This is a genomic window from Candidatus Xenohaliotis californiensis (assembly GCF_963930935.1).
Lineage (GTDB): Bacteria > Pseudomonadota > Alphaproteobacteria > Rickettsiales > CAWVOK01 > Xenohaliotis > Xenohaliotis californiensis.
This window is the reverse complement of the sequence record NZ_CAWVOK010000026.1, coordinates 56,431-78,621: the sequence shown is the minus strand read 5'-3', so window position 1 is coordinate 78,621 and position 22,191 is coordinate 56,431. Positions and strand designations below refer to the sequence as shown.

The window sequence follows — 22,191 nt, the reverse complement described above, 5'->3', positions numbered from 1 at the left end:
TTAGTATCTACAGAGTCATCCAATGACAAAGCATCATTAGAGTCAATTGGTAATCGTTTTCTCCGCTTTACAACACTTTTCTTAGTTTTATAAAAATTAGTTTTATTGCTGCTATCAGCTATATCTTCTTTTTGGATGTTGACAGTATTAAGGTTATTATCAGGCATTCAGTCTCCTACAAAATATAATAAATACTATGTATAAAATTAAGAACTTAAGAAAAAACATTAGAAAAAATTTTAAGAAAAGAAATTAACAGTCATAAAAATGAGAGCTTTATCTCTCAGAGTATAACATAAATTTCCCTCATCAAGATATAAACAATCCACATCAAATATTCAAGACTTTTTTTAAAATTAAGGTAGAAAATGCATAAAGATGCATCACAACTAAAAAATATACAGCAACAAAAACATTAATTTGTAAGCTAATCAGCAATTATTAATTGATAAAATTTCTTTAATAAGAGAAAAAATACTTATTTATTGCAAATAATTAACGTTAATATTATTATATAAATAAATTAATACAATATTTTATATAAATGGATAGCAAAATAAGAAAAAATTTTTTAACAGTAGTACTTAATGGATTTCCACTAAATGATGCAATAGATTTTTTCTATAGTATTTTTATAGATGAAACAAATGCAATAAACAGAAGCCATCCTAGTGATGAACAGCCTGTTGCTTGGCAAGTACAAGAAATACAAAGAGGCTATAAATATGACACCATAATAATAACCAACTTAGAAGAAGAAGCAGCAAAAAAAATGCTTAAACCAATCTTGGATGCTATAAAAAAATCAAGGTGCAATCAAGAAAAAAATGGCTCACCTATAAAAACCATGATACAAAAATCTACATTTAATGATAAATATGAACTACTAATCACCACTACACATGGCAAACCAGCTCTGTCAACTGCATTTTGTGCTCAGTTTATAAAAAATAAATATCCTTGGCATTACTATAAACATAGATTGATACAATCTATAAAAACTATAGCATTTGTCTTTTCCAGCATCATAATGTTACTTACGCCAGTTATTACAGCCATGGTATGCATATTATTAACCTCCAATTTTCCTGCTGCTGTAATTATGACTTCATCATCTCTGCTTTTAGCTACATCCTTCATTGGAGGATTGTTTATGTTGCTTTCTATGAATGACATCATAAAACAACATTTTCTCTATCCATATACACAGGGAATAGATGCTGCTTATGTAATGCAGGATCTTAAAAAAGAAATTAGAAAATCCCTAGAAGAAACAATATCAACAAATAGCAACCCAGAACCCAGCTTAATATATAAAATATCAGAAGATAAAGACATAGAAGATATACTAACAAAATCTCCAAAGCACAAACTTGCATTGTTGCACCATATCACAAAAAAAATCATAGATTATAAAATAAATCTGCTAATCAAACTCTCCTCTAAAGAATTACTTGCAATTATAAAACAACAAGATTCTCCAACCTTTAGTGGCCTAAATGAAGCTGAAAGTAGGAGTTTGTTGCAAAAATTATTAAATAATATAACTGAAGATGTAGTAAGGGAACAAGTTGGATTATATTTTGAAAATATTGACTATATTACCCTTTCCAGCATGGAAGTTAGAACAATTCTTAAAAGTGCAATACACAGCATTGATCCAGAAGAACTGTTACTAGATGGTGTAATTAATAGTAGTATTGACGTTATGACATTAAAAAATACACTTTGTACTATAGTTACAGGTGATTCACAAATCTCAAGAAATGGTAATTTATTAACAGATAACACTGTTAATGAAGGAGAAAAACAAGTAGAAGATACACCAAACACTAATGTTTCAAAGGCAGATATTGCAAGCATCACAATGGAATCTAATGCATTGCCAGCACTTGCAACATAAAATATCCAAAAATAATTCCTACTGCAAACATAATCATAGCTCAATGTTAGTCAACTATTAATCCAACTTGCCTATAATTTAGCTGCTTAAGCATAATTTAATAAAAATGGCAAAAAATAAAACATATAGCAGAGTTGAAACAGCATCCAGTGGCAATAACCATATTGGCAAAAAAATTGTATTACTTGGTGCTGATAATAAACGTATAACCAGTCTCTCAACAGAAGATACAAAAAAATTAATAAGAGCAAATATAAAATCATTGACTATTAGCAATACCTCTGCAGCCAAGCAAGCATTTTACAGTATACTAGACTTTAATAAAGATGAAAAACTTCCTATATCATATAAAAAACATCACAGCCCTGGAATAAAAGCATTACACGATCTGATTGCTCCAGCTGTTTATGATATAACCATTCCTATGGACAATCCAAGTAAACCAGACATTACTCCTATAGGCTCAAGCATTGAAAATAATAATAAAACATATAGATTTAATTTATATGATATTGCAAAAAATGATTTCTCTAATACAGGAATGCCGATAAAAGAAGGGGTAGTAGTTGCAGGTGATGAAACTGGTATAAAAACCACAATAAATGAAACAGGTTTAGTTATTACACTAAATGGACCAAGCCTTAATTCTTCTATAAAAGATAAAATAAAACATCCATTGCAAACAATAATGCAGCTCAGATCACCAAAAAACTCAAGAAATTTAGAATGGATAAAAACATTAAATGAAACATCAGGTGCAGAGCAAAAAGTAAATGATATACCAAGATCGCAAGAAAAATCTTACCAATTTACAATAACAGAAAAATCATTACGTGAAATGCCCATGCATGAAAGAGTTGTTCTTATCCACAAACTTAGTTCATCTGTAGAAGCTGTCAGAGAAATTGATAACAATCTAAAACCATTACTCTTGCTGTCCAAAGCAAAAGAGATGCAGCAAAATGGATTGTTGTTGCCATTTAAAGCTCTTAACTTAGTTTATAAAACAATAACAGCCATACTAGCAGTAACAGTAGCTAGCACAGGAGGATCAGAGCCAAATCTAAAGCAAAAAGTATTAAAACCATTGAGAATAATTGCAGAAATGCTAAATTTACAAAATCTACCTACAGTGCTTAGCTCACTAGGGTCATCTGGAAAGGCTTTGTATCTCATAAGCAAACCATTAGGAATGTTACCAGTAGTTGGCTCATTAATTGATACTGCAATAGTAAAGGCATTGTGCAAGCGTGAAATTAAATCTAGAACACCCCAATATATTGAGCTAGAAAAACAAGTCAGATTAGAAGCACAAAATAAAACAAAAGATAATCCAAAGAGTTCAGATAAATCCAAACAAAATGATGCAGTATTATCACAAAATCATGAGGGATTAAGATTAGCCAAACCCTCAATAGAATCATCTCCATCTTGGACAAAAAACGAACAGCAGAAACAACAAAACACTGTAAATAAAACAAAAGAATCTGGACCAGAGCATTAAATTTACAAAAAATTCACAAAATATATATACAATCAGCAAAAATAAATAACAAAAGCATGCCTAAGAAAATATTTAACATGACTCAGTCTGTACTTAATCTTGATGATCTGTATTATGCATTTATCTATCATAAACCAAAAAACAGAGAGAATTGTAAATCTAATTATCAAGCCATATTGCACAAATTAATTCAAGATGGAGCAGATGTATATCTTGATACTGAGGATAATATAAATGTTATTCTGCATCCTAATTCTAAACTAATCAGAGATTTAAATACTGCATTGGAAAAAATGAAAGAAAACAGTAAAATAGACTATAAAAATACTGGTGGCAATCAAGTGGTCTTTCCTGCTAAAATGTTGCATAATAGAAGAAATATGAATATAATGTTAAATGAATTAGCAGAAAATGATGCTGAGCAATCCCTCAGAAAGGCTGTAACATCTATTGCTGAAAATAAAATATTAGATACACAAAAAAAAACTAATATTTCTAATGCTGTAACCTTAGCAATGGCTATAATGACTGTGGTTGGTGCAACACTTCTAGGTTTAGGACTAATACTTGCTCCTGCAATTATCATTGCTGCCTCATCTACAATAGCTATAGGGGCTATAAGCTATAAACATTATAGCAGAAGCAAACTTAACACTGTAGAAAAATCTGATTATAAAATGATGAAAAAAATTTATGACAATCTCATAGAGGTGCAATATGAACACGTGCAGGATAAGAAGATGAGCCAAACAAAAAAACAAAAAAATTTCAAAAAAATTGCATACAATGCAAAAGTTGCAACACATACATATAGCAGATAAATAAACAAAACATTCAATTATCAATATTAATAAAATAATAAATTGTGCATACTTTAACTATAAATTTATAAAAATAATCTATCATAGTATAAAAATATCTTAATAAAATATGCCAGACAGAGCACAAGAAGCAAACAGAAAAATGCTTATAGGCCTAGATGAAATTAAAAGACATTTTTCACAAGCAAAAACAGCAGAAATTCAAGATACTAAAATATTCTATGGAATAGAAAGACTTGGTGGGGAAGTTCTTTTTAATGCAATAGATAAAAGCATTACAATTGCATTGCCAAATGTCAATAAAAATCCTATGCAGAATAAACTTGAGTCTCTATTAGCTAAAAATGGTATTGAAACTCATTATGATGATACAACAAACCAAAACATTCTAACTATAAATCAGAAAACATTAGATGAAAAAAGGGAATTAACGCAAAATATATTATGCTCTATTGCTGCAAGCAATGATGAAAAAGAAAAAATTTTATCATCTTTTGCAAAAGGTAATGAAGCGGCCAAGAAAAATGTACGGAATGTAAGTTATGGATTTTTTGCTATTGGTGGAATATTAGCTTTTGCAACTCTAATAACAATGGCTGTAGCTAATATAGCAGTACCAGTGCTAATAATGACAGCATTAGCTGCTGGTGCTATAATAGTTGGAGGAATGATAATAAAAACTATGGATAGAAATTCTTCAATTAGAAAAAGCATTAACAATCTATCTGTTAGTAGTATAAAAGATGGACTATCTAAAAAATTAGAGAAACATAAATCAGATGAGGATAAAAAAATAGACAAAAAGTTTAATACAAAATCTACAGAATCAACCAAACTAAAAGCTACTAACACCAAATCAAAAAACAGTAAAGGTAGCCCTAGCAGAAATGATGAGCTATTACAAAGTGCTGAATGGCTTGAAGATGATATTGATATTCATGCTAGCAACACACAAAGCAAAAAACGTATAAAATAACTAATTAAACAAACATTATTTAATACTTAAATCTTCTAATTTTCTTTGAACCACATCTATTACATTTATTAACTTCAACAAATTGACCTTCATCTTTACTGTCTTTTTGCATAACAGCATCAGTGGGAAAAAATAACATTATTGACATAACTAGCATAAACAAGCATTGCATAAATAACCTAAGTTAGAATTACTTTCATTATTAAGCTGATAATTTATTGTATCATATAATTTCTCTATTAAGCAATCAAATAATCAAGACTTCAAATAACATTTAAGTTTAAAATTCTTTAAGCTGTTCAGCTTATATACAATATGTACGCTTTTCACAATAAACTGATGTGAAAAAATGATCAAAGAAATAACTTAAAGTTTAATAATTTTTTTAAAATATAAGAATCTAACTTTATATCAAGATATAAAAATTGTCGCTTAATTAATATTCCTTACATAAATATCAGTGAAAATATTGATAATTAGTTGCAATATACTAATTATTTAAAATCAAATAATTCTACTATCAACAATCTAACTCTATGATAATATTTTATAATTTTTTGCATAACTTGCTAATTTAAGCTATCTATCAACCTCACCCATAACAATATCTAATGAACCAAGAATCACAGACAAATCAGATATTGTATAACCACGTGCCATACTATCAATCATTTGCAAATGTGCAAAATTAGGCGATCTAATGCGACACCTATAAGGCTTATTAGTGCCATCTGCTACCAAATAAACACCAAACTCTCCCTTTGGGGACTCTACAGCAGTGTACAACTCACTAGATGGCAATGAAAAACCCTCACTGTACAGCTTAAAGTGTGCTATCATAGCTTCCATTGAAGTATGAATTAAAGATAAATCTGATTCTGGTGCAATTTTTCTGTCAGAACATATAACTTCACCAGATGGCACTTTCTCTATACATTGCTTAACCATAGAAACTGACTGCCTAACTTCAGCAACTCTAATCATATAACGGTCATAACAATCACCATTATAGGTAACTGGGATTGAGAAATCTAATACATTATATATATCATAAGGTGTTGCTTTTCTTAGGTCTCTTGGCACACCAGTAGCCCTTAAAATAGGGCCACTGCAACCCCATTTTATAGCATCTTTTTTAGATATTATTCCTATACCAACATTACGCTGTTTCCATATTCTATTCTCAGTAAGTAAAGTCTCAACGTTATCAACTACTTTTATAGTCTCATCTAAAAAACTTAATATATCATTCAATAACTTGCTAGATACATCATTAATAATGCCGCCAAAACGAAAATAAGACATATGCATACGTGCTCCAGATGCCCGTTCAAGAAAAGATAATATTTTCTCCCTTTCCTCACATAGTAACAACATTGGCGTAGTTGCACCAGCATCCAAAGCATGCGCACCAATATTTGAAAAATGGTTCAATATCCTTGTCAATTCACTAAACATTACCCTAAGATATTGAGCTCGAATAGGCACAGGGCAACCATAAATTCTTTCTACACATAACACATATGCATACTCTTGAATCAATGGTGCTACATAATCCATTCTATCAAAATATGGTAAAGCCTGTAGATAGGTTTTATGTTCTATTAATTTCTCTGTGCCACGATGAAGATAGCCTATACAAGTATTACTACTATCTATAATTTCACCATCCAATTCAAGAACCAGTCTAAGCACCCCATGAGATGCTGGATGCTGAGGGCCAAAATTAACAATAAATTTATCCTTATCCTTTGCTTTCAATGTGCAATCACCAAATAACATTGAGATTTAAACTATTAGAAACAGTTTTCTAATAAAATTTAGTATACACTTGCTTATTAAAATTTCAACAAAGAGAAAATAATAACAAAATTTCTACTTGTAATTATGCTAAAAATATATTATTAACAATATTGTCTTAAATCTTTTTAAAAATTATTTCTATATAATTAAAAAATTAATATACTAATTTAGTACTCTAAAACACACTATGAAAATACGTGATATATTTATAGCATTATTCATTGCCATTGTTTGGGCTGCAAACAATATTGGCGCTAAATATGCCCTAAACCATTTCCCAATTTGTTATTGGGTTTCAATGCGCATGATTATATGTGCTATTGCTCTTCTGCCATTCTATAAAAAAGTTAGAATGCCATTAAGTCATCTAATACTGCTTGGAACAAATTACAGTCTGCTGACAATATTAAGATATAAAGGCATAGAAATGAAAATGGATGTTTCAGTTGTCATTATAATAGATAAACTCAGCAATATTTTTTCTGTTATATTAGGAGTCATGGTACTAAAAGAAAAAATTAATAATAAAACAAAAATAGGCATACTACTTACTATTGCTGGAACAATGCTGTTATCTAGTTCACCAAAAGTATCAGGCAATTGGTTGGCATTTGCCTCGGTTCTCACTGGTGCATTTTGCTGGGCAATATATAATATACAAATTAAAACCATAAAAGAAACAAATTATATGGCTGTAATGGCATGGTCTACTTTATTTGGAGTAATATTACCCACTATATTATCTTTATACACTGAAAATAGCCACATACAACTAGCAAAAACAGCCACCATGACTTCAATATCTGGAGTTATATTTACTGCAATATTTCCACTATTACTTGGCAATGGCTTATGGTATTATCTACTCTCTAAATACCCACTGTCTCAAATTACAGCATTTGTCTTACTAGAACCAGTACTTGGATTTATTGGTGCAATAGTAATCTTAAATGAAACAGTAACATTAAAAATTCTAGGTGGCTTGTTGATAATTTTTACCGGTGTACTTTTTATTGTATATGGCAAAGAAAAAACAACTGTTCTTAGAGTTGTACATACAACAAAAAAACATAAAATAACCATTGGCACAAAATATCCTAATATTACAAAAACAGGCTTAGATCAATCATCTAATAATAAAAATATTGCTATCCAATAGCTTGGTTTTCCTCTAAATCTTTTATAACCATCATAAAATGATGATCACTGCTACTATCATCTACATCATGAGTTTTTTGCTCATCAGTATTTATTTCACCTGAAATTGTTGTATTGTCACTATAATCTTTCTGATTATTAACGTCATAACTTATATTAATACCTTTTGGTAATAGTGCCATGCTACTCTCATCAGTCTTTACTCTTTTTGATCTATACTTGTTAAAAATAAACAAACAGACAGCAAACAAAATTAACAATGGAAAAAATGTACCTAAAAACACAAAACCTTTTGATGCATCATTATCTAATGATAATTCAGTGCTATTATTACCAAATTTTATTACATTGCCTTTATGTTTGTAAATATCGCTAGATGTGGTAAATATTGTTGATCTTGATGGCAAAAAGATATCAGAATACTTTTTGGCACTTGCTCTTTTCATCCCATTAGACCAGCTACAATCATCTGCGGTACCAACTTTACCAACTTTACTGTTAAGACATTTAGCAGGGAGAGATTGTTGTATTGGCATGTCAGTGCCATTGCAATTGTAGAGTATACGAAACCTATCATTCACCCTGACAATTGACAGATCACTTATATCACTTGCATTACATGCTGATGAAAATGATCCATATTGACAGTCACCTCCTACAATCTTTCCATTGTTATCAATTTTATAATAAGCTGGAAAAATACTTAAACTATTCATATGATTACGACAATAGAAAAATATCATAGCACCAGAAATATTGTTATCTAAAGCAACAGCACCAATTTTACCTTCACCAACAGAGTAGCCAATTCTGGAATTAAGTTGCCCTGAGTCTATGATTACCTTGCCCTTCCTCAGCTTATTAAAATTAATAAATTTCAAAAGAATATAATTCATATCAGTAATATCCCCCGCTGGTAGCACCAAGGCACAAAGCAATCCATCTCTATCCTTAACAGGCGCACAGAGTAAACTATCTATAGAATAATACCTATATCCAAGTCCAATATAAGCAGTTCCCTGCACCTTAAGAGCATTATTCACTGTGTCAACTTGTAAGAATAATAATTTATCTTTACAACTCAATATAGCCATAACTATGCTATTGCTATCATTATTAATAGGAATAATTATTTGTGCATCAGAACAATCAATAAAATCAGGTAACTTGCATTGGAAACTATGCCCATCATATTGTATTGTAGAATTATCACCACTGACATTTATAACATTTGCATCTTTTGATTTTATTTCCGGCACAATTTTACTCACTTTAAAAATTCTCAAAGCTTTAAGTAAGCAACTTACAGAACAATGTCAATGCTAATCTTACAAAACACAAATTATTGTAAAAAATTAGCTTTCAATATACAAAAACAAATAAACACAGAGTTCAAACACAATTAACATTAGAAAAACCAAGTTGAACAAACAATAAAAAAATTTATACAATAAAAAATACACTAATTATCCAATAGTATATTGACTTAAAAGCGTAAAATGCATATACCTCACTTATTAAGTTAATTAAACTATTTAAGATTATGTCCAACAAGTTATTGCAAAATAAAAAGGGATTAATATGTGGTATAACCAACAGCAAATCTATAGGATGGGGTATTGCTAAAGTATTGGCTGAACATGGTGCAGAAATTATTTTTACTTATCAAAATGAGTCAATTCTAAAACGCATCAAACCATTAGCAAATGAAATAGGTACAAAGCTATTATTAGAATGTGATATCACAAATGAACAAGCTATAGATAAGACATTTCAACAAATAGAAAAACATTGTGGTAATATTGACTTCTGTATTCATTCAATAGCATTTGCAGACAAAAAAGAGCTTAAGGGCATGTATATAAATACAAGTAAAGATAACTTTAAGAATGCCATGGAAATATCTTGCTATTCATTCACTGCATTGGCTCAAAGATCTGCAAAACTCATGACCAATGGTGGAAGCATGCTAACAATGAGCTATTATGGTGCTAAAAAATTTGTACCAAACTATAATGTTATGGGGCTTTGCAAAGCTGCACTAGAGGCCAGTGTACGTTATTTAGCAATGGATCTTGGTAGGTTTAATATACGTGTTAATGCCATATCTGCTGGACCTGTTAAAACCATGGCTGCAAGTGGCATAGAACATTTTGCACATATATTAAACTGGAACAGCACACATTCACCTTTAATGCGAAGTGTAACTCTTGAAGATATAGGTAAATCAGCATTATTTTTAGTCAGCAGCCTATCTTCTGGCATTACAGGTGAAGTATTAATGGTAGATGCTGGTTATCATATTATAGGAGTGCCTTGCAACAACAAATAAATATAATAATTAAAGCATATGTGTTTTATAAGGATCAATTCCAAGCATATTGGTCATAATAGTACTTTCTATATCCTCCATTATTTTGGCATCACTGTTATTAACATGGTCAAATCCAAGAATATGCAGTGTGCCATGTAATAGCATATGCATAAAATGATTGTGAAAGTCTACTTTAAAAATCTTAGCCTCTGCTGTAATTGTATCAAAAGAAACAAAAACATCACCTAATGGCTCTTTAGCTCTAGCACTATTTGTATCAGAAAAATATAATAATGATAAAACATTTGTTGGAGAATCTTTATTATGATACTCTTTATTTAACAGTTGAATAGATGTATCATTGACAAAATTCAATGATACAGTATATTCATTATCAAAAGTATTTAGTGTTAAATCAATATTATATGCTAATTGATATAAAACATGGTTATTTTTTAGTACACTATTCCAGCGTTTATCATGTATATACACATCATACTCTAAAGACATTTTATACCATTCTCATTGCATTGAGCAGATAATTAATATTATAATAAATAAGAATTACACTTTGCCAACAATTTAATGCTAAAAGTATGAAAATATTTGATTTCTCGCTCAACAAATTACTTTATAAGAAAAATAACTGCAGTAATGATAAATCAACTGCAGTAAAAGCATTAAGCATCAAGACAACTAAAAAGTTAGACAGCATTTCAAAAAAAATTGGCATTTCACCAGAATTAGGAATACAAACAAGCATTATGACTAGAATTAAAGTTCCTGTTATATTTGGACTAACAATAATATTTATATTTTTTGGTATTTTTGGACTATGGGCAGCAATGGCTCCAATAGAAAGCTTTGTAAAAGCTCAGGGCAATATAACTCATGAAAGTCACTCACAAATGATACAACATCTAGAGGGTGGTGTAATAGAAAAAATATATGTTAATGAAGGTGACAGTGTGCACACTGGTGACATGCTCATCTCACTAAAAAGTCCAAATGCCAGAGCAAATGATGCCACACTACGTGAACAAATTAACGCACTTGAAGCAACAAGAAAAAGATTATTAGCTGAAAGAGAAGATAACACAGAGCTCCAATTTGATGAAAGCAACTATAACGATAAAAATATTACAGAAAGTCAAAAGCGTATATTCTATGCTAGAAAGCAAGATTTAAACAACAAAACGTCACTACTAAACCACCATATTGGCGAACTATTAAAAGAAATAGAAGCTCTAACACAACAACGTTCATCAATCCAAATGCAAATTGACATCAACTCCGATGAGCTAGAAGCAGCACAAAAACTTTTTGATAAAGGAGTAATAAATAAAACACAATTAAACTCCATTATACAACGACAAGCTGAGCTAAAAAGTAATCTTGGTATAAATCAAGTCTCAGTTGCTAAAATCAATCAGCAAATAGATGAGGATAAAATAAAAATAAACAATACTTATAATATATTTGCTCATGAAGTGGAAAAAGAGCTCAAAGAAGTTGATGCTAATTTATTCAGCTTAAAAGAAAAACTTAATACCAATAATGATATAATTAATCGCTCCATCATAAGATCACCTAGTGATGGAATTGTTAAAGAGCTTCGTTATCATACTGTGGGAGGGGTAATAAGTCCAGGTATAGCAATCATGGAAATTGTACCATCAGATTCAATGCTAATAGTAGAAGCAAAAATATCAAATAGGGACATAGCAGCATTATTAATGGTAAAAAAAAATTATCTAAATTATAAAAATTTAGTTGAAAAGCCAATTATAGCAAAAACAAGAGTAATTACCTATAGTAGCAGAATTATTCCATTAATAGAAAGTGTTGTTAGCAGTATTTCAGCTGATGCTTTTTTAGAAAATCATAGTGTATCTGGTTATTACATAATTCGTGCAAAAATTTCTGAAGAAAATATAAAAAAACTTAATGGAGTGTCATTATATTCTGGAATGCCAGTTGAGCTTTACATACCAACATCATCACGCACGCTACTATCTTATTTGTTTAAACCAATAGCATTATCTTTTAATAGGGCTTTTAGGGAAACATAAATTTTACTTTTGTTTCATACTTACAGATTAGTATAATTAAAAATTGTACTTCAAATAAACAATGTATAAACTCAAATTAACAATCTTGTTTATTTTATGTTTTTCAATAAATGCATTAAGCAACAATAGTATAAACAACAGTGTGGTGATTGACAAAAAAAACAATAATACTCCTACTGTAAAAAATATAGCCTATGATGCACAACAAGCTATACGCTTAAAACACTTAGAAGTAGGGATCAAAATACTAAAAGATGGTATGCAAACTTTAGGAAATAATCAATATCTTATGCAAAATTTAGCACTAGCATATTACATGAATAAAATGTACAAAAAATCCAGTGCAATTTATGCTGAATTATTACAAAAAAATCCTAAAGATGAATCAATGCTAAATAACTATATGATATCATTAAGCGCCAACAGTCAGGGTGATGCTATAAATACTATAAACAACTTATGGAATTTATACCCTAGGTCACATATAATTCCAGCACAATTAGGTATACTGTATAGCCAAATGAATAACATAGTGCAAGCAATATATAGCTATACTGCAGCAATCAAAATAGAACCTAGAATAGACTATAAGTATAACTTAGCAATACTTCTTGATAAAACTGGCGAAAAAACAGCAGCACTAATGATGTATAAAGATATAATAAGCTATTTTGCAAATGGCATAGCAAGTAACAAGACATACAATATACCTATTGATGCAATACGTAACAGAATAAACAGTCTTAACAAAAATGCAAGCTAGCAGAGCATTGCTGCAAAATTGTCATTTTCATAGCGTAAAAAAAACTCTATGATATAATTATAAAAACCTTGAGATTATTGAATTTATTTATGCTAACTTTTCAAGAGTTAATAAACAGATTAAATAAATATTGGGCAGAATATGGATGCACTATATTGCAGCCATACACTACAGAAATGGGGGCTGGAACTTTGCATCCAGCTACTGCTCTACGTGCAATAGATAGTTTGCATTATAAAATTGCCTATGTTCAACCATCAATAAGACCTGCAGATGGTAGATTTGGCAAAAACCCAAACAGACTCTACCAACATCATCAATATCAAGTAATACTAAAACCATCTCCAGACAACATGCAAGAGCTATACCTCAAGAGCCTAGAAGAAATTAGTATAAATATTGAAAAAAATGACATAAGGTTTGTTAATGATGACTGGGAGAATCCTAGTATTGGTGCAGCTGGCACTGGATGGGAAATATGGCATAATGGCATAGAAATATCACAATTTACATATATGCAGCAAGTTGGAGGAATACTTTGCCCTGCTATTACAGGTGAATTAACATATGGACTAGAAAGAATTTGTACCATAATACAAAATAAAGATAGTATTTATGATCTAATGTGGAGTGAGAATATGAGCTATAAACAAATTTTTAAAAAACAAGAAGAAGATTTCAGCAACTCAACATATTATCATAACAATGATGAGAAATATTTACTTGAACAGTTTAAGCAAAATGAGCTAAAAGCACTAACACTAATTAAAAATAATCTACCTGTTGCAGCTTACGACCAGTGCTTAAAGGCTAGTCACAATCTAAATCTACTAGATGCAAATGGCAATCTAAGCACGCAAGAACGTGCTCAATTCATACTCAAGATAAGAAATTTAACAAATAAATGCTGTGGCTTATGGGCCAAATATCAAGAAAATCCACAGTAATGAAAAAACAAAAACCTATAGATAACTATCAATCTATTGTAAAAAATAAAAAAGCTAGCTTTAACTACACAATAGGAGAAACTCTTGAAGCTGGGATTGCTCTTTTAGGTACAGAGGTAAAATCACTAAGAATACATAAAGCAAGTATAGGTGGTGTTCATATAAGTATTGTGAAAAATCAAGCAGTAATAATAAATTTAAATATTTCAGAATACCAATCATCTAAACATAACAACCACAAACCAAATCGCAAAAGAATTTTACTGCTGCATAAAAAACAAATCAACAAACTAAAGGGATTGCAAAAATTACAAGGAATAACTCTTGTGCCACTGAGCATATACTTCAATAACAAAGGTATTGTTAAAGTTAGTATTGCTATTGCCAAAGGTAAGAAAATACATGACAAACGTGAGGCAGCAAAAAGAAAAGAGGTTGCAATAGAACTTAAACGTGCTGTTAAACACACCAGCTAAATAAACTATACGCTCTCACCAATTTCACGTAAAAATGCTGTTTCCATATTATTAGTATTATGTAAACTTAAAAGTTCACTTGGTGTACCAGTAAACATTACGCTATTATTATGCAGCACTGACATTCTGTTGCAAACTTCATCTATATCAGACAATATATGTGAACTAAAAAACACAGTTCCCCCATTACTACAATGCTTTTTAATTTCACGTTTCACCATAATACGTGCAGATGGATCTAAACCACTCATTGGCTCATCAAGCATGAGTAACTTTGCACCACTTATAAACACAGATATTAATCCCAGTTTTTGTCCCATACCTTTTGAATAACTGCTGATGCGCTTATACAAAAAATCATTACTTAGGCCAAACCTATTACATAAATCTTTAGCATCAACATCACTGTACTTTTTATTGTAGTAATTAAGCACCATTGACAAAAACTCCCAACCTTTCAAAAAAGGTGAAGGACTAAATTTCTCTGGTAAATAAAAAACATTCTCACGACTTTTATGTGTATTTGAACTTATGCCAAAGAATGAAATACTACCCTTATCTGAGCCTAAAAGATCCATCATTATCTTAATCAAGGTAGTTTTCCCAATGCCATTCAGGCCAATCAAACCAAAAACTTCACCAGAGTTAACGCTAAGACTTACATTATCTAACACTAGTCTATTGCTATAATGCTTGTAAATCCCTTGCACATTAAGAGCAATATCAATACTCATCAAATACCTCATTAAGAAATATATAACAACATATTCACATATGCTTAAATAAAAATCAACTAACTTAAACTAACTATTAATCCACAAATATACAGAACATCTTTACATGCAGTAAAATACAAAACAACAACTAAACATAACCTAACTAGTCATTTAATGTTACTGGTATTTTTAATAATTTTATATAAGTTTAATATCTCACTGTTTTTAAATGCATTTTGCAATAATTTACTAATACTGCCAATATCATCTTCTAGAGGTTTATTATTTTCAGCATTAGATTTGTCTAATAAATTAGTATTATTGTCAGGAGTATCCTTCTCTGTTTTGGAATCACTTTCCTTATTATTAGTATTATTATTAATAGAATTTATATATTTAAATCTGCCATAACTGCCATGCATGCGAACAATTTCCATATCAGATGGTAAAAAACTTTGATTATTATACAACATTACTGCAATTACACTCTTCTCCCTGTCCACAATAATAGAATGATTTTTATTGCTGTAAAGAGATCCTTGCATATCAAAGAGCTTATGTGTTAAATGAGTCTTTATAATTGTATTAAGTGCCTCTTTCTTTAATTTAAAAATAAACAGTGCTCTATCTTTAAAAACATGAACAGGAACAAATTCATATAAATCTTCTGAAATAGAGTGTGCACTAGTACTGTTAATAAAAATACCATTAATTACTACACTCCATCTATTGCTATCAAAAAACACTATACTATTCAGCTCTAATGGACCAGAAAATACACTGCTAAGCCTCTTATCTAAATCAACAGCAACATCCTTAACAACTCTAGCTTTACTCAAAAAAGTTGATGAATCAAATGTAGATGAATTTCTGAGATACAAACCATCAGCAATAGCAATAAAATTACCATAAGCATTAAATGATCTTGTGCTATTTTTAGCATAAAACTTATATATATTGTTGTATACATTATTATCCTTAGCAAACACTGATTTATAATCATTTAGCACAATACCATCTGGATTATCTATATCCTGTGTATTATCATCTTGCTTAACAGTATTCTCATTATTTGAACTATTACTTTGCAGTTTGCTGCCATCTTTTAATAGAAATCCTATTTTATTAGCTGAATTAACATCATTGCTCTCAGAAACACTCTCATCTTTAGTAGTAATTACATTTAATCCATTATGATTATCAATAGACTCTATGTCACTGTTAGTGTTGCTCAGTGTAACATGACTCACGCCACTTAATTCAATTTTATTATAGCTGCTAATATAGCTATAACCATCACAATTACATGCAGCAGAAACAATACTAGCAAAATTCAAACAAAAACCAAATAACAATGATGACAGTAAAGAAAACATCTCTTAATTACCTATTTTAAATAAAGCAAATCCCAGCTCACCACAAAAGAAGCCGTTACAGAACTATCAGAATTATTCTCTGACTTCTGACTTACAACAGAAATTCTATCAAGTTCAATCCCACCATTAATTCTAGTAGATATATCATCAATAAAAGCATATGCTATAACATCATTAATTGCTGAATAACTTACATATATCTTAGATGACATAAAATTAAATGTTTTATTATATATATTTATGCTTTTATCTAGTTCTGGATAATTGATATTAAAAGTAGGTTCTAGAAAAAAAACTTTTGCTCTTTTTTTTATCAAATTTACCATATCATCAATTGGAATCTCTGTAGAATTAGCATAATCAACAATAATGGTATTAATTCTATCAATTTTTTCTACATTATCCTGTAATATAGACAATTTTTTACTGTAGTCATCAAAATGTTCCTTTAATTCTTTGCTCTTTTTTTCTGTAAATTTAACAGCCTCATGGGAACTAGCAAGGAAAAATAGTGCGATAAAAATTATTGCACCAAAAATCACTATTCTGTTTACAAAAATACTATGTGCCAACTTAATCTTCATAACAACCACCACCAATAACTTGAATAGTAATTTTAAAAACCTCATCTATGCCCTTATCACTTATATCTATAGGAATACTGCTAATTGAAGCACGACAACCTTGAAAAATATCTTTTATCTTAGCCTTGATCCTAAGATGCCCATTTGAGGCTTCCTGATAAGACATACCACGAAAATCAAGTGTAGCGGAAATAAAAAGATCATTTAGAACAGAGCTGCTCTTCTTATCTAATTTAAAACTTTCCAAAGTCATTTTCTTGTCAACTAAAGCAATTTTAGAAATATTTTTTATATACTGCTGCACTGGTTTTCTCTCTCTCATCATTGAATCATATAACTTTAAAATATTATCAATAACAATCATTTCATCTGAAGTAGTATGATATTGTTCTCTAAGACTATTGTAAGCTACTGTAACGCCATCACTTTTCTTTAACAAAACCCTCTCATTCACCTTGCCCAATAAAAACTCCAAGCCAAAAACACCAAGCATTAATAGTGCTAATATAACAACAACAAAAGAAAACATATCCAATACCAAGGAAGTGTTAATAATGGTATTAACCTTGATAGTTTTTTTAGTTGGCATTTTTAATACAGATGAATTCTTCAGCATTAACGATGAAATAATAATATCAGCATTATCTATATTAATGTCAGAAGATGAAGTTTTTACTTTACAAAAACTAGCACAATCTTCCAGTGTTTTTATAAAAACATCATTAGCTTTAATCTCTAATGATTTGCAAGTCTCAACATCATTCTTGTGTACAATATAATATACACTAACCGTTGCTTCAGTTTTGTTGTATAATTTTATTACATAATTAATAGTGCTATTTATTTCATCAGCTAGAAGTGACAAATTAGGATTCTCACCACCAATATTTCCAATAGCACGCGATAAAAAAAAGCTACCCTTGTTGAATACCACTATCTTGTAATCTACTATAGAACCAACCAGAACAAGCATCTGAAAGTCAGAGTTTATTTTCCTCCTGTGCATCTTTTTTGCCAAATACCTCATTACAACACTAGCTTCAATTGGCATAATATGAACGCCTGTAATAATGTAGGGCAAAAAATCAAAATAATGAACATATGACTTAACTTTTGAGTTAATATTTACACCAATAAAAACATAATTTAATTTTTTTTTAGAACTACCACCAGCAACTGGAAGTGCATTTTTAAATTCAAAATTTGCTAGATCAATTTTAAGTTTGTTGCTTACAAGCTGTCTAATAATACTTTTTTTTAAAGGATCAAAAAACTCACAGACATACTCAACATCAAACACATCAAGTACAATATAAATTGCTAAACGACTACCATATCGATGTATTTTATCTTCAAATTTACCACGATCATCGTTATCTTTTATATAAAAAGCATCTACTAGTGTATATTTATCAAAAATCATAATATATGGGAAACTGAAACCATTAACAGTTACCACACAGCTATAACGAAAATATAATTTTATAAACATATTGCAGCTGAAAACTTGACAATGCACTATGTATATATAGGATAATGGTTAAATATTTGTTTTTTATGGATGAAAAAATATTATAATGCATACTTCAACCATACAAAAAAAAAGAAATGAAACTCTCATTGGCGGTGGCAAGGAACGTGTAGTTAATCAACACAAAAAAGGGAAGTTAACTGCACGTGAAAGAATAAAAGTACTGCTTGATAAAAATTCTTTTGAAGAATATGGAGTATTTGCACAACATAGGTGTGATAATTTTAACATGGATAAAAATATTATCACTGGTGATGGTGTAGTAACTGGAGTGGGTAAAATAAATGGCAAAACATGCTTTACATATGCACAAGACTTCACAGTTTTTGGTGGCTCACTAGGAGAAATGCATGCAAAAAAAATATGTAATCTTATGGATATGGCGGCTAAAGCCAAAGCACCACTTATATGCATAAATGATTCAGGTGGTGCAAGAATACAAGAGGGTATTGATTCATTAGCTGGATATGGCGATATCTTCCAACGCAATGTTAATCTTTCTGGCGTCATACCACAAATATCCTTAATCATGGGACCATGTGCTGGTGGTGCAGTATACTCTCCAGCTCTAACAGACTTTATATTTATGACTTGCAACACATCATTTATGTTTGTAACTGGCCCAGCTGTTGTAAAAAGTGTTACATATGAACAGATAACCACTGAAAAACTTGGTGGTGCTAGTGTGCATGATAAGAAAACAGGCATTGTTGATGCTGTATTTAACAATGACATAGAACTGTTGACATATATACGCAAATTTATGCGTTTTATTCCCAATAGCAATAAAGAGGTACTTCCTGTACTTACAACAACAGATACACCATCACGACCAACACATGCATTAGAGGGCATCATACCTTCTAATCCTAACACTCCCTATGACATAAGACATGTTATATCAATAATAGCTGATGAGAATCAATTTACAGAAATACAACAAAACTTTGCTACCAACATAGTAATTGGTTTTGCACATATGAATGGTACAACAGTTGGAATAGTTGCCAATCAACCCAACTCATTAGCAGGATGTCTTGATATCAATGCATCACGTAAAGCTGCAAGATTTATAAGATTCTGTGATGCTTTTAACATACCAATTGTTACTTTAGTTGATGTGCCAGGTTTCTTACCAGGCACAAACCAAGAGCATAATGCAATTATAAAGCATGGAGCAAAGCTAGCATATGCATATGCTGAAGCAACTGTGCCAAAAATAACTATAGCACTAAGAAAAGCTTATGGTGGAGCATACATAGCAATGGGATCCAAACATCTTGGTGGTGATATAAATTATGCATTACAAGATGCTGAAATTGCTGTTATGGGACCAAAAGGTGCTGTTGAAATTATATTTAGCAAGCATGTTAATGACCCAGAAAAACTTGAAATACTGACCAAAGAGTATAGAAAAAAATTTGCAACACCAATAACTACTGCATCAAGGTGTTTCTTAGATGACATTATTAGTTCTTCAAAGGTTAGATTTAAAATATGTTATGCTCTTGAAATACTAAAGCACAAAAGTATCTCTGGATATTGGAAAAAACATGATAATCTTCCATTGTGAAAAATAACAAAAAACTATACACATGCACTGAATGCCATACATATTATAGCAAATGGGCTGGCAAATGTGACACATGTGGTAAATGGAATACAATTAGCCAGAGCCAAGCTATTGAAACAAATACTGCGAGCAACATTGTTTCAATAAATGAAATAAAAAAAATAACTATTAACTATGAAAGATATAAAACTGGTTGTAGCGAATTAGATAATGCACTTGGTGGTGGAATTGCACCAGGTTCTGCAATACTAATTGGTGGTGAACCTGGCATTGGCAAATCAACACTCATGACACAACTTGCTCTTAATTTTACAAACAGCTTGTATATATCTGCCGAAGAATCAATTGAACAAATAAGTATTAGAATACAAAAATTTAAAAAAACAACAGAAAATGTTTTTTTTGCATCACAAGCAAGACTAGAGCAAATCATCTCTATAATCACCAAAGAAAAAAATCTTAAATTTATATTTATAGATTCAATACAAACCATATACAGCAATGAATCTAGCTCATCACCAGGATCTATAATGCAAGTCAGACATTGTGCACATAAAATAATAGAACTTGTCAAAAACTATGGTATTACACTAATAATTATTAGTCATGTTAATAAAGATGGGCAAATTGCTGGACCTAAGGTGCTGGAACACATGGTTGATACAGTTCTATATTTTGAAGGTGATACCTATAATCATTATAGAATACTTAGAACAATAAAAAATAGATTTGGCCCAGCCAATGAAATTGCAGTATTCACCATGAGTGATCAAGGCCTTAATTCAGTTAACAATCCATCTGCAATATTTATACCAGAACATTCAGCAAATACAACTGGTAGCGTTATATTTGCTGGCATAGAAGGAACTAGACCAATATTACTAGAAATACAAGCATTGCTAGCACCAACATATATGGTTACGCCACGTAGAGCAGTAGTTGGATGGGATATAAACCGTCTTGCAATGATAGTAGCTATACTAAGTGCTAGATGTGGAATATTGCTGTCTGATAAAGAAATATATCTTAATGTTGCAGGTGGTTTTAAGATTAGTGAAACTGCTGCTGATATGGCAATAGCAGCAGCATTACTCTCAGCTTTTTATAATAAAACAATGCCCTATAAAACAGTATTGTTTGGAGAAATAAGCTTATCTGGTGCATTCAGGAAAACTGCACATGGACAAAAAAGAATTCAAGAATCAAAACGTCTGGGATTTCATAATGCAATAACAGCTAGAGACAAAGATTTACACAGTGCTGAAATTATAGCAATCAATCATATAACAAAACTAAAAAGCTATATAGAGCAAATTTAATATCAATATACTATAAAAATAATACAGTGCTGGAATTATAGCAATCAATCATATAACAAAACTAAAAAGCTGTATAGAGCAAATTTAATATCAATATACTATAAAAATAATACAGTGCTGGAATTATAAATAAATACTAAATAAAGCATAAAGATAGAAACAACCCATGCTATTTTCTTTACAGTGCTGTTAATGCTATGTTTTAGTAAAACATGTAACCAATTTTGCTGTTTAATTTATTGCTAATCAGGATATTTCTAAGTTTAGCCCTGAGATTAAACGTGATAATTTTGTGAAAATTAGCAAAATTAATTAATAGTATTATTAGATCCAATATTCTCTCCAGTGAACATTG

20 protein-coding genes are annotated in these 22,191 nt (G+C 30.4%); 12 read left to right on the top strand and 8 right to left on the bottom strand.

Features of this window, described 5'->3' with window-relative positions:
* The first annotated feature begins 544 nt into the window (after positions 1-544).
* From AABI72_RS03445 to AABI72_RS03430, 4 genes are all read left to right on the top strand, one after another.
* Complete coding sequence (locus AABI72_RS03445) at positions 545-1,903, top strand: hypothetical protein (protein ID WP_338364436.1); 1,359 nt, start codon at positions 545-547, stop codon at positions 1,901-1,903.
* A gap of 106 nt (positions 1,904-2,009) precedes the next feature.
* The gene (locus AABI72_RS03440) at positions 2,010-3,407 is read left to right on the top strand and encodes a hypothetical protein (RefSeq protein WP_338364435.1); all 1,398 of its coding nucleotides are present in this window, start codon (positions 2,010-2,012) and stop codon (positions 3,405-3,407) included.
* A 56-nt stretch (positions 3,408-3,463) separates the two neighbouring features.
* Entirely contained in the window at positions 3,464-4,228 is a 765-nt protein-coding gene (locus AABI72_RS03435) for a hypothetical protein (protein WP_338364433.1), read from the top strand.
* Positions 4,229-4,337: 109 nt separating this feature from the next.
* On the top strand, positions 4,338-5,204 hold the full coding sequence (locus AABI72_RS03430; RefSeq protein WP_338364431.1) for a hypothetical protein: 867 nt from the start codon (positions 4,338-4,340) through the stop codon (positions 5,202-5,204).
* Positions 5,205-5,223: 19 nt separating this feature from the next.
* Here AABI72_RS03430 and AABI72_RS03425 read toward each other — a convergent pair whose 3' ends face one another.
* The gene (locus AABI72_RS03425) at positions 5,224-5,376 is read right to left on the bottom strand and encodes a hypothetical protein (protein WP_338364429.1); all 153 of its coding nucleotides are present in this window, start codon (positions 5,374-5,376) and stop codon (positions 5,224-5,226) included.
* 407 nt (positions 5,377-5,783) lie between these two features.
* On the bottom strand, positions 5,784-6,965 hold the full coding sequence (locus AABI72_RS03420; RefSeq protein WP_338364426.1) for an NADH-quinone oxidoreductase subunit D: 1,182 nt from the start codon (positions 6,963-6,965) through the stop codon (positions 5,784-5,786).
* A gap of 229 nt (positions 6,966-7,194) precedes the next feature.
* On the opposite strand from AABI72_RS03420, the gene AABI72_RS03415 reads away from it, so the two are divergent.
* Positions 7,195-8,166, top strand: a complete 972-nt coding sequence (locus AABI72_RS03415) for a DMT family transporter (RefSeq protein ID WP_338364425.1) — start codon at positions 7,195-7,197, stop codon at positions 8,164-8,166.
* Here AABI72_RS03415 and AABI72_RS03410 read toward each other — a convergent pair.
* Positions 8,156-9,436, bottom strand: coding sequence for a hypothetical protein (locus AABI72_RS03410; RefSeq protein ID WP_338364423.1), 1,281 nt, complete (start codon positions 9,434-9,436; stop codon positions 8,156-8,158). The genes AABI72_RS03415 and AABI72_RS03410 overlap by 11 nt on opposite strands.
* Before the next feature lie 272 nt (positions 9,437-9,708).
* Between AABI72_RS03410 and AABI72_RS03405 the strand changes: the two genes are divergently transcribed.
* Positions 9,709-10,497 carry an enoyl-ACP reductase gene (locus tag AABI72_RS03405; RefSeq protein WP_338364422.1) on the top strand — a complete coding sequence of 263 codons (789 nt, stop codon included), beginning with the start codon at positions 9,709-9,711 and terminating at the stop codon, positions 10,495-10,497.
* Positions 10,498-10,506: 9 nt separating this feature from the next.
* On the opposite strand, the gene ybeY is transcribed toward AABI72_RS03405, so the two are convergent.
* Complete coding sequence (gene ybeY / locus AABI72_RS03400; RefSeq protein WP_338364420.1) at positions 10,507-10,989, bottom strand: rRNA maturation RNase YbeY; 483 nt, start codon at positions 10,987-10,989, stop codon at positions 10,507-10,509.
* A gap of 86 nt (positions 10,990-11,075) precedes the next feature.
* Between ybeY and AABI72_RS03395 the strand changes: the two genes are divergently transcribed.
* The 4 genes from AABI72_RS03395 (at position 11,076) to smpB (ending at position 14,737) form a co-directional block, all read left to right on the top strand.
* Positions 11,076-12,551, top strand: coding sequence for an HlyD family type I secretion periplasmic adaptor subunit (locus tag AABI72_RS03395; RefSeq protein WP_338364417.1), 1,476 nt, complete (start codon positions 11,076-11,078; stop codon positions 12,549-12,551).
* A 145-nt stretch (positions 12,552-12,696) separates the two neighbouring features.
* Positions 12,697-13,314 (top strand): hypothetical protein, encoded by a 618-nt coding sequence (locus AABI72_RS03390; protein WP_338364415.1) that lies wholly within the window; start codon positions 12,697-12,699, stop codon positions 13,312-13,314.
* A gap of 89 nt (positions 13,315-13,403) precedes the next feature.
* The gene (locus AABI72_RS03385) at positions 13,404-14,261 is read left to right on the top strand and encodes a glycine--tRNA ligase subunit alpha (RefSeq protein WP_338364413.1); all 858 of its coding nucleotides are present in this window, start codon (positions 13,404-13,406) and stop codon (positions 14,259-14,261) included.
* Positions 14,231-14,737 (top strand): SsrA-binding protein SmpB, encoded by a 507-nt coding sequence (smpB, locus tag AABI72_RS03380; protein WP_338364411.1) that lies wholly within the window; start codon positions 14,231-14,233, stop codon positions 14,735-14,737. Before AABI72_RS03385 ends, smpB begins: the two co-directional genes overlap by 31 nt.
* 5 nt (positions 14,738-14,742) lie before the next feature.
* Here the strand turns inward: smpB and AABI72_RS03375 are convergent, their stop codons facing one another.
* From AABI72_RS03375 to AABI72_RS03360, 4 genes are all read right to left on the bottom strand, one after another.
* Positions 14,743-15,471, bottom strand: coding sequence for an ABC transporter ATP-binding protein (locus AABI72_RS03375; RefSeq protein ID WP_338364409.1), 729 nt, complete (start codon positions 15,469-15,471; stop codon positions 14,743-14,745).
* Between the two features lie 149 nt (positions 15,472-15,620).
* Positions 15,621-16,829, bottom strand: a complete 1,209-nt coding sequence (locus AABI72_RS03370; protein WP_338364408.1) for a hypothetical protein — start codon at positions 16,827-16,829, stop codon at positions 15,621-15,623.
* 11 nt (positions 16,830-16,840) lie between these two features.
* Positions 16,841-17,413, bottom strand: coding sequence for a hypothetical protein (locus AABI72_RS03365; RefSeq protein ID WP_338364405.1), 573 nt, complete (start codon positions 17,411-17,413; stop codon positions 16,841-16,843).
* A complete protein-coding gene (locus AABI72_RS03360) occupies positions 17,403-18,836 on the bottom strand; it encodes a hypothetical protein (protein WP_338364404.1) in 1,434 nt (477 codons plus the stop codon). The genes AABI72_RS03365 and AABI72_RS03360 overlap by 11 nt, the downstream gene beginning before the upstream one ends.
* A 154-nt stretch (positions 18,837-18,990) precedes the next feature.
* On the opposite strand from AABI72_RS03360, the gene AABI72_RS03355 reads away from it, so the two are divergent.
* Both AABI72_RS03355 and radA read left to right on the top strand, forming a co-directional pair.
* Complete coding sequence (locus tag AABI72_RS03355; RefSeq protein ID WP_338364402.1) at positions 18,991-20,517, top strand: acyl-CoA carboxylase subunit beta; 1,527 nt, start codon at positions 18,991-18,993, stop codon at positions 20,515-20,517.
* Positions 20,514-21,836, top strand: a complete 1,323-nt coding sequence (radA, locus tag AABI72_RS03350) for a DNA repair protein RadA (RefSeq protein ID WP_338364400.1) — start codon at positions 20,514-20,516, stop codon at positions 21,834-21,836. The genes AABI72_RS03355 and radA overlap by 4 nt, the downstream gene beginning before the upstream one ends.
* Positions 21,837-22,191 lie beyond the last annotated feature (355 nt).

Coding starts and splice junctions, on each gene's coding strand:
- AABI72_RS03415 (WP_338364425.1), top strand. CDS start 7,195: ATGAAAATACGTGATATATTTATAGCATTATTCATTGCCATTGTTTGG.
- AABI72_RS03425 (WP_338364429.1), bottom strand. CDS start 5,376: ATGCAATGCTTGTTTATGCTAGTTATGTCAATAATGTTATTTTTTCCC.
- smpB (WP_338364411.1), top strand. CDS start 14,231: ATGGGCCAAATATCAAGAAAATCCACAGTAATGAAAAAACAAAAACCT.
- AABI72_RS03375 (WP_338364409.1), bottom strand. CDS start 15,471: ATGAGTATTGATATTGCTCTTAATGTGCAAGGGATTTACAAGCATTAT.
- AABI72_RS03365 (WP_338364405.1), bottom strand. CDS start 17,413: ATGAAGATTAAGTTGGCACATAGTATTTTTGTAAACAGAATAGTGATT.
- ybeY (WP_338364420.1), bottom strand. CDS start 10,989: ATGTCTTTAGAGTATGATGTGTATATACATGATAAACGCTGGAATAGT.
- AABI72_RS03430 (WP_338364431.1), top strand. CDS start 4,338: ATGCCAGACAGAGCACAAGAAGCAAACAGAAAAATGCTTATAGGCCTA.
- AABI72_RS03385 (WP_338364413.1), top strand. CDS start 13,404: ATGCTAACTTTTCAAGAGTTAATAAACAGATTAAATAAATATTGGGCA.
- AABI72_RS03435 (WP_338364433.1), top strand. CDS start 3,464: ATGCCTAAGAAAATATTTAACATGACTCAGTCTGTACTTAATCTTGAT.
- AABI72_RS03360 (WP_338364404.1), bottom strand. CDS start 18,836: ATGATTTTTGATAAATATACACTAGTAGATGCTTTTTATATAAAAGAT.
- AABI72_RS03370 (WP_338364408.1), bottom strand. CDS start 16,829: ATGTTTTCTTTACTGTCATCATTGTTATTTGGTTTTTGTTTGAATTTT.
- AABI72_RS03405 (WP_338364422.1), top strand. CDS start 9,709: ATGTCCAACAAGTTATTGCAAAATAAAAAGGGATTAATATGTGGTATA.
- AABI72_RS03445 (WP_338364436.1), top strand. CDS start 545: ATGGATAGCAAAATAAGAAAAAATTTTTTAACAGTAGTACTTAATGGA.
- AABI72_RS03395 (WP_338364417.1), top strand. CDS start 11,076: ATGAAAATATTTGATTTCTCGCTCAACAAATTACTTTATAAGAAAAAT.
- AABI72_RS03440 (WP_338364435.1), top strand. CDS start 2,010: ATGGCAAAAAATAAAACATATAGCAGAGTTGAAACAGCATCCAGTGGC.
- AABI72_RS03355 (WP_338364402.1), top strand. CDS start 18,991: ATGCATACTTCAACCATACAAAAAAAAAGAAATGAAACTCTCATTGGC.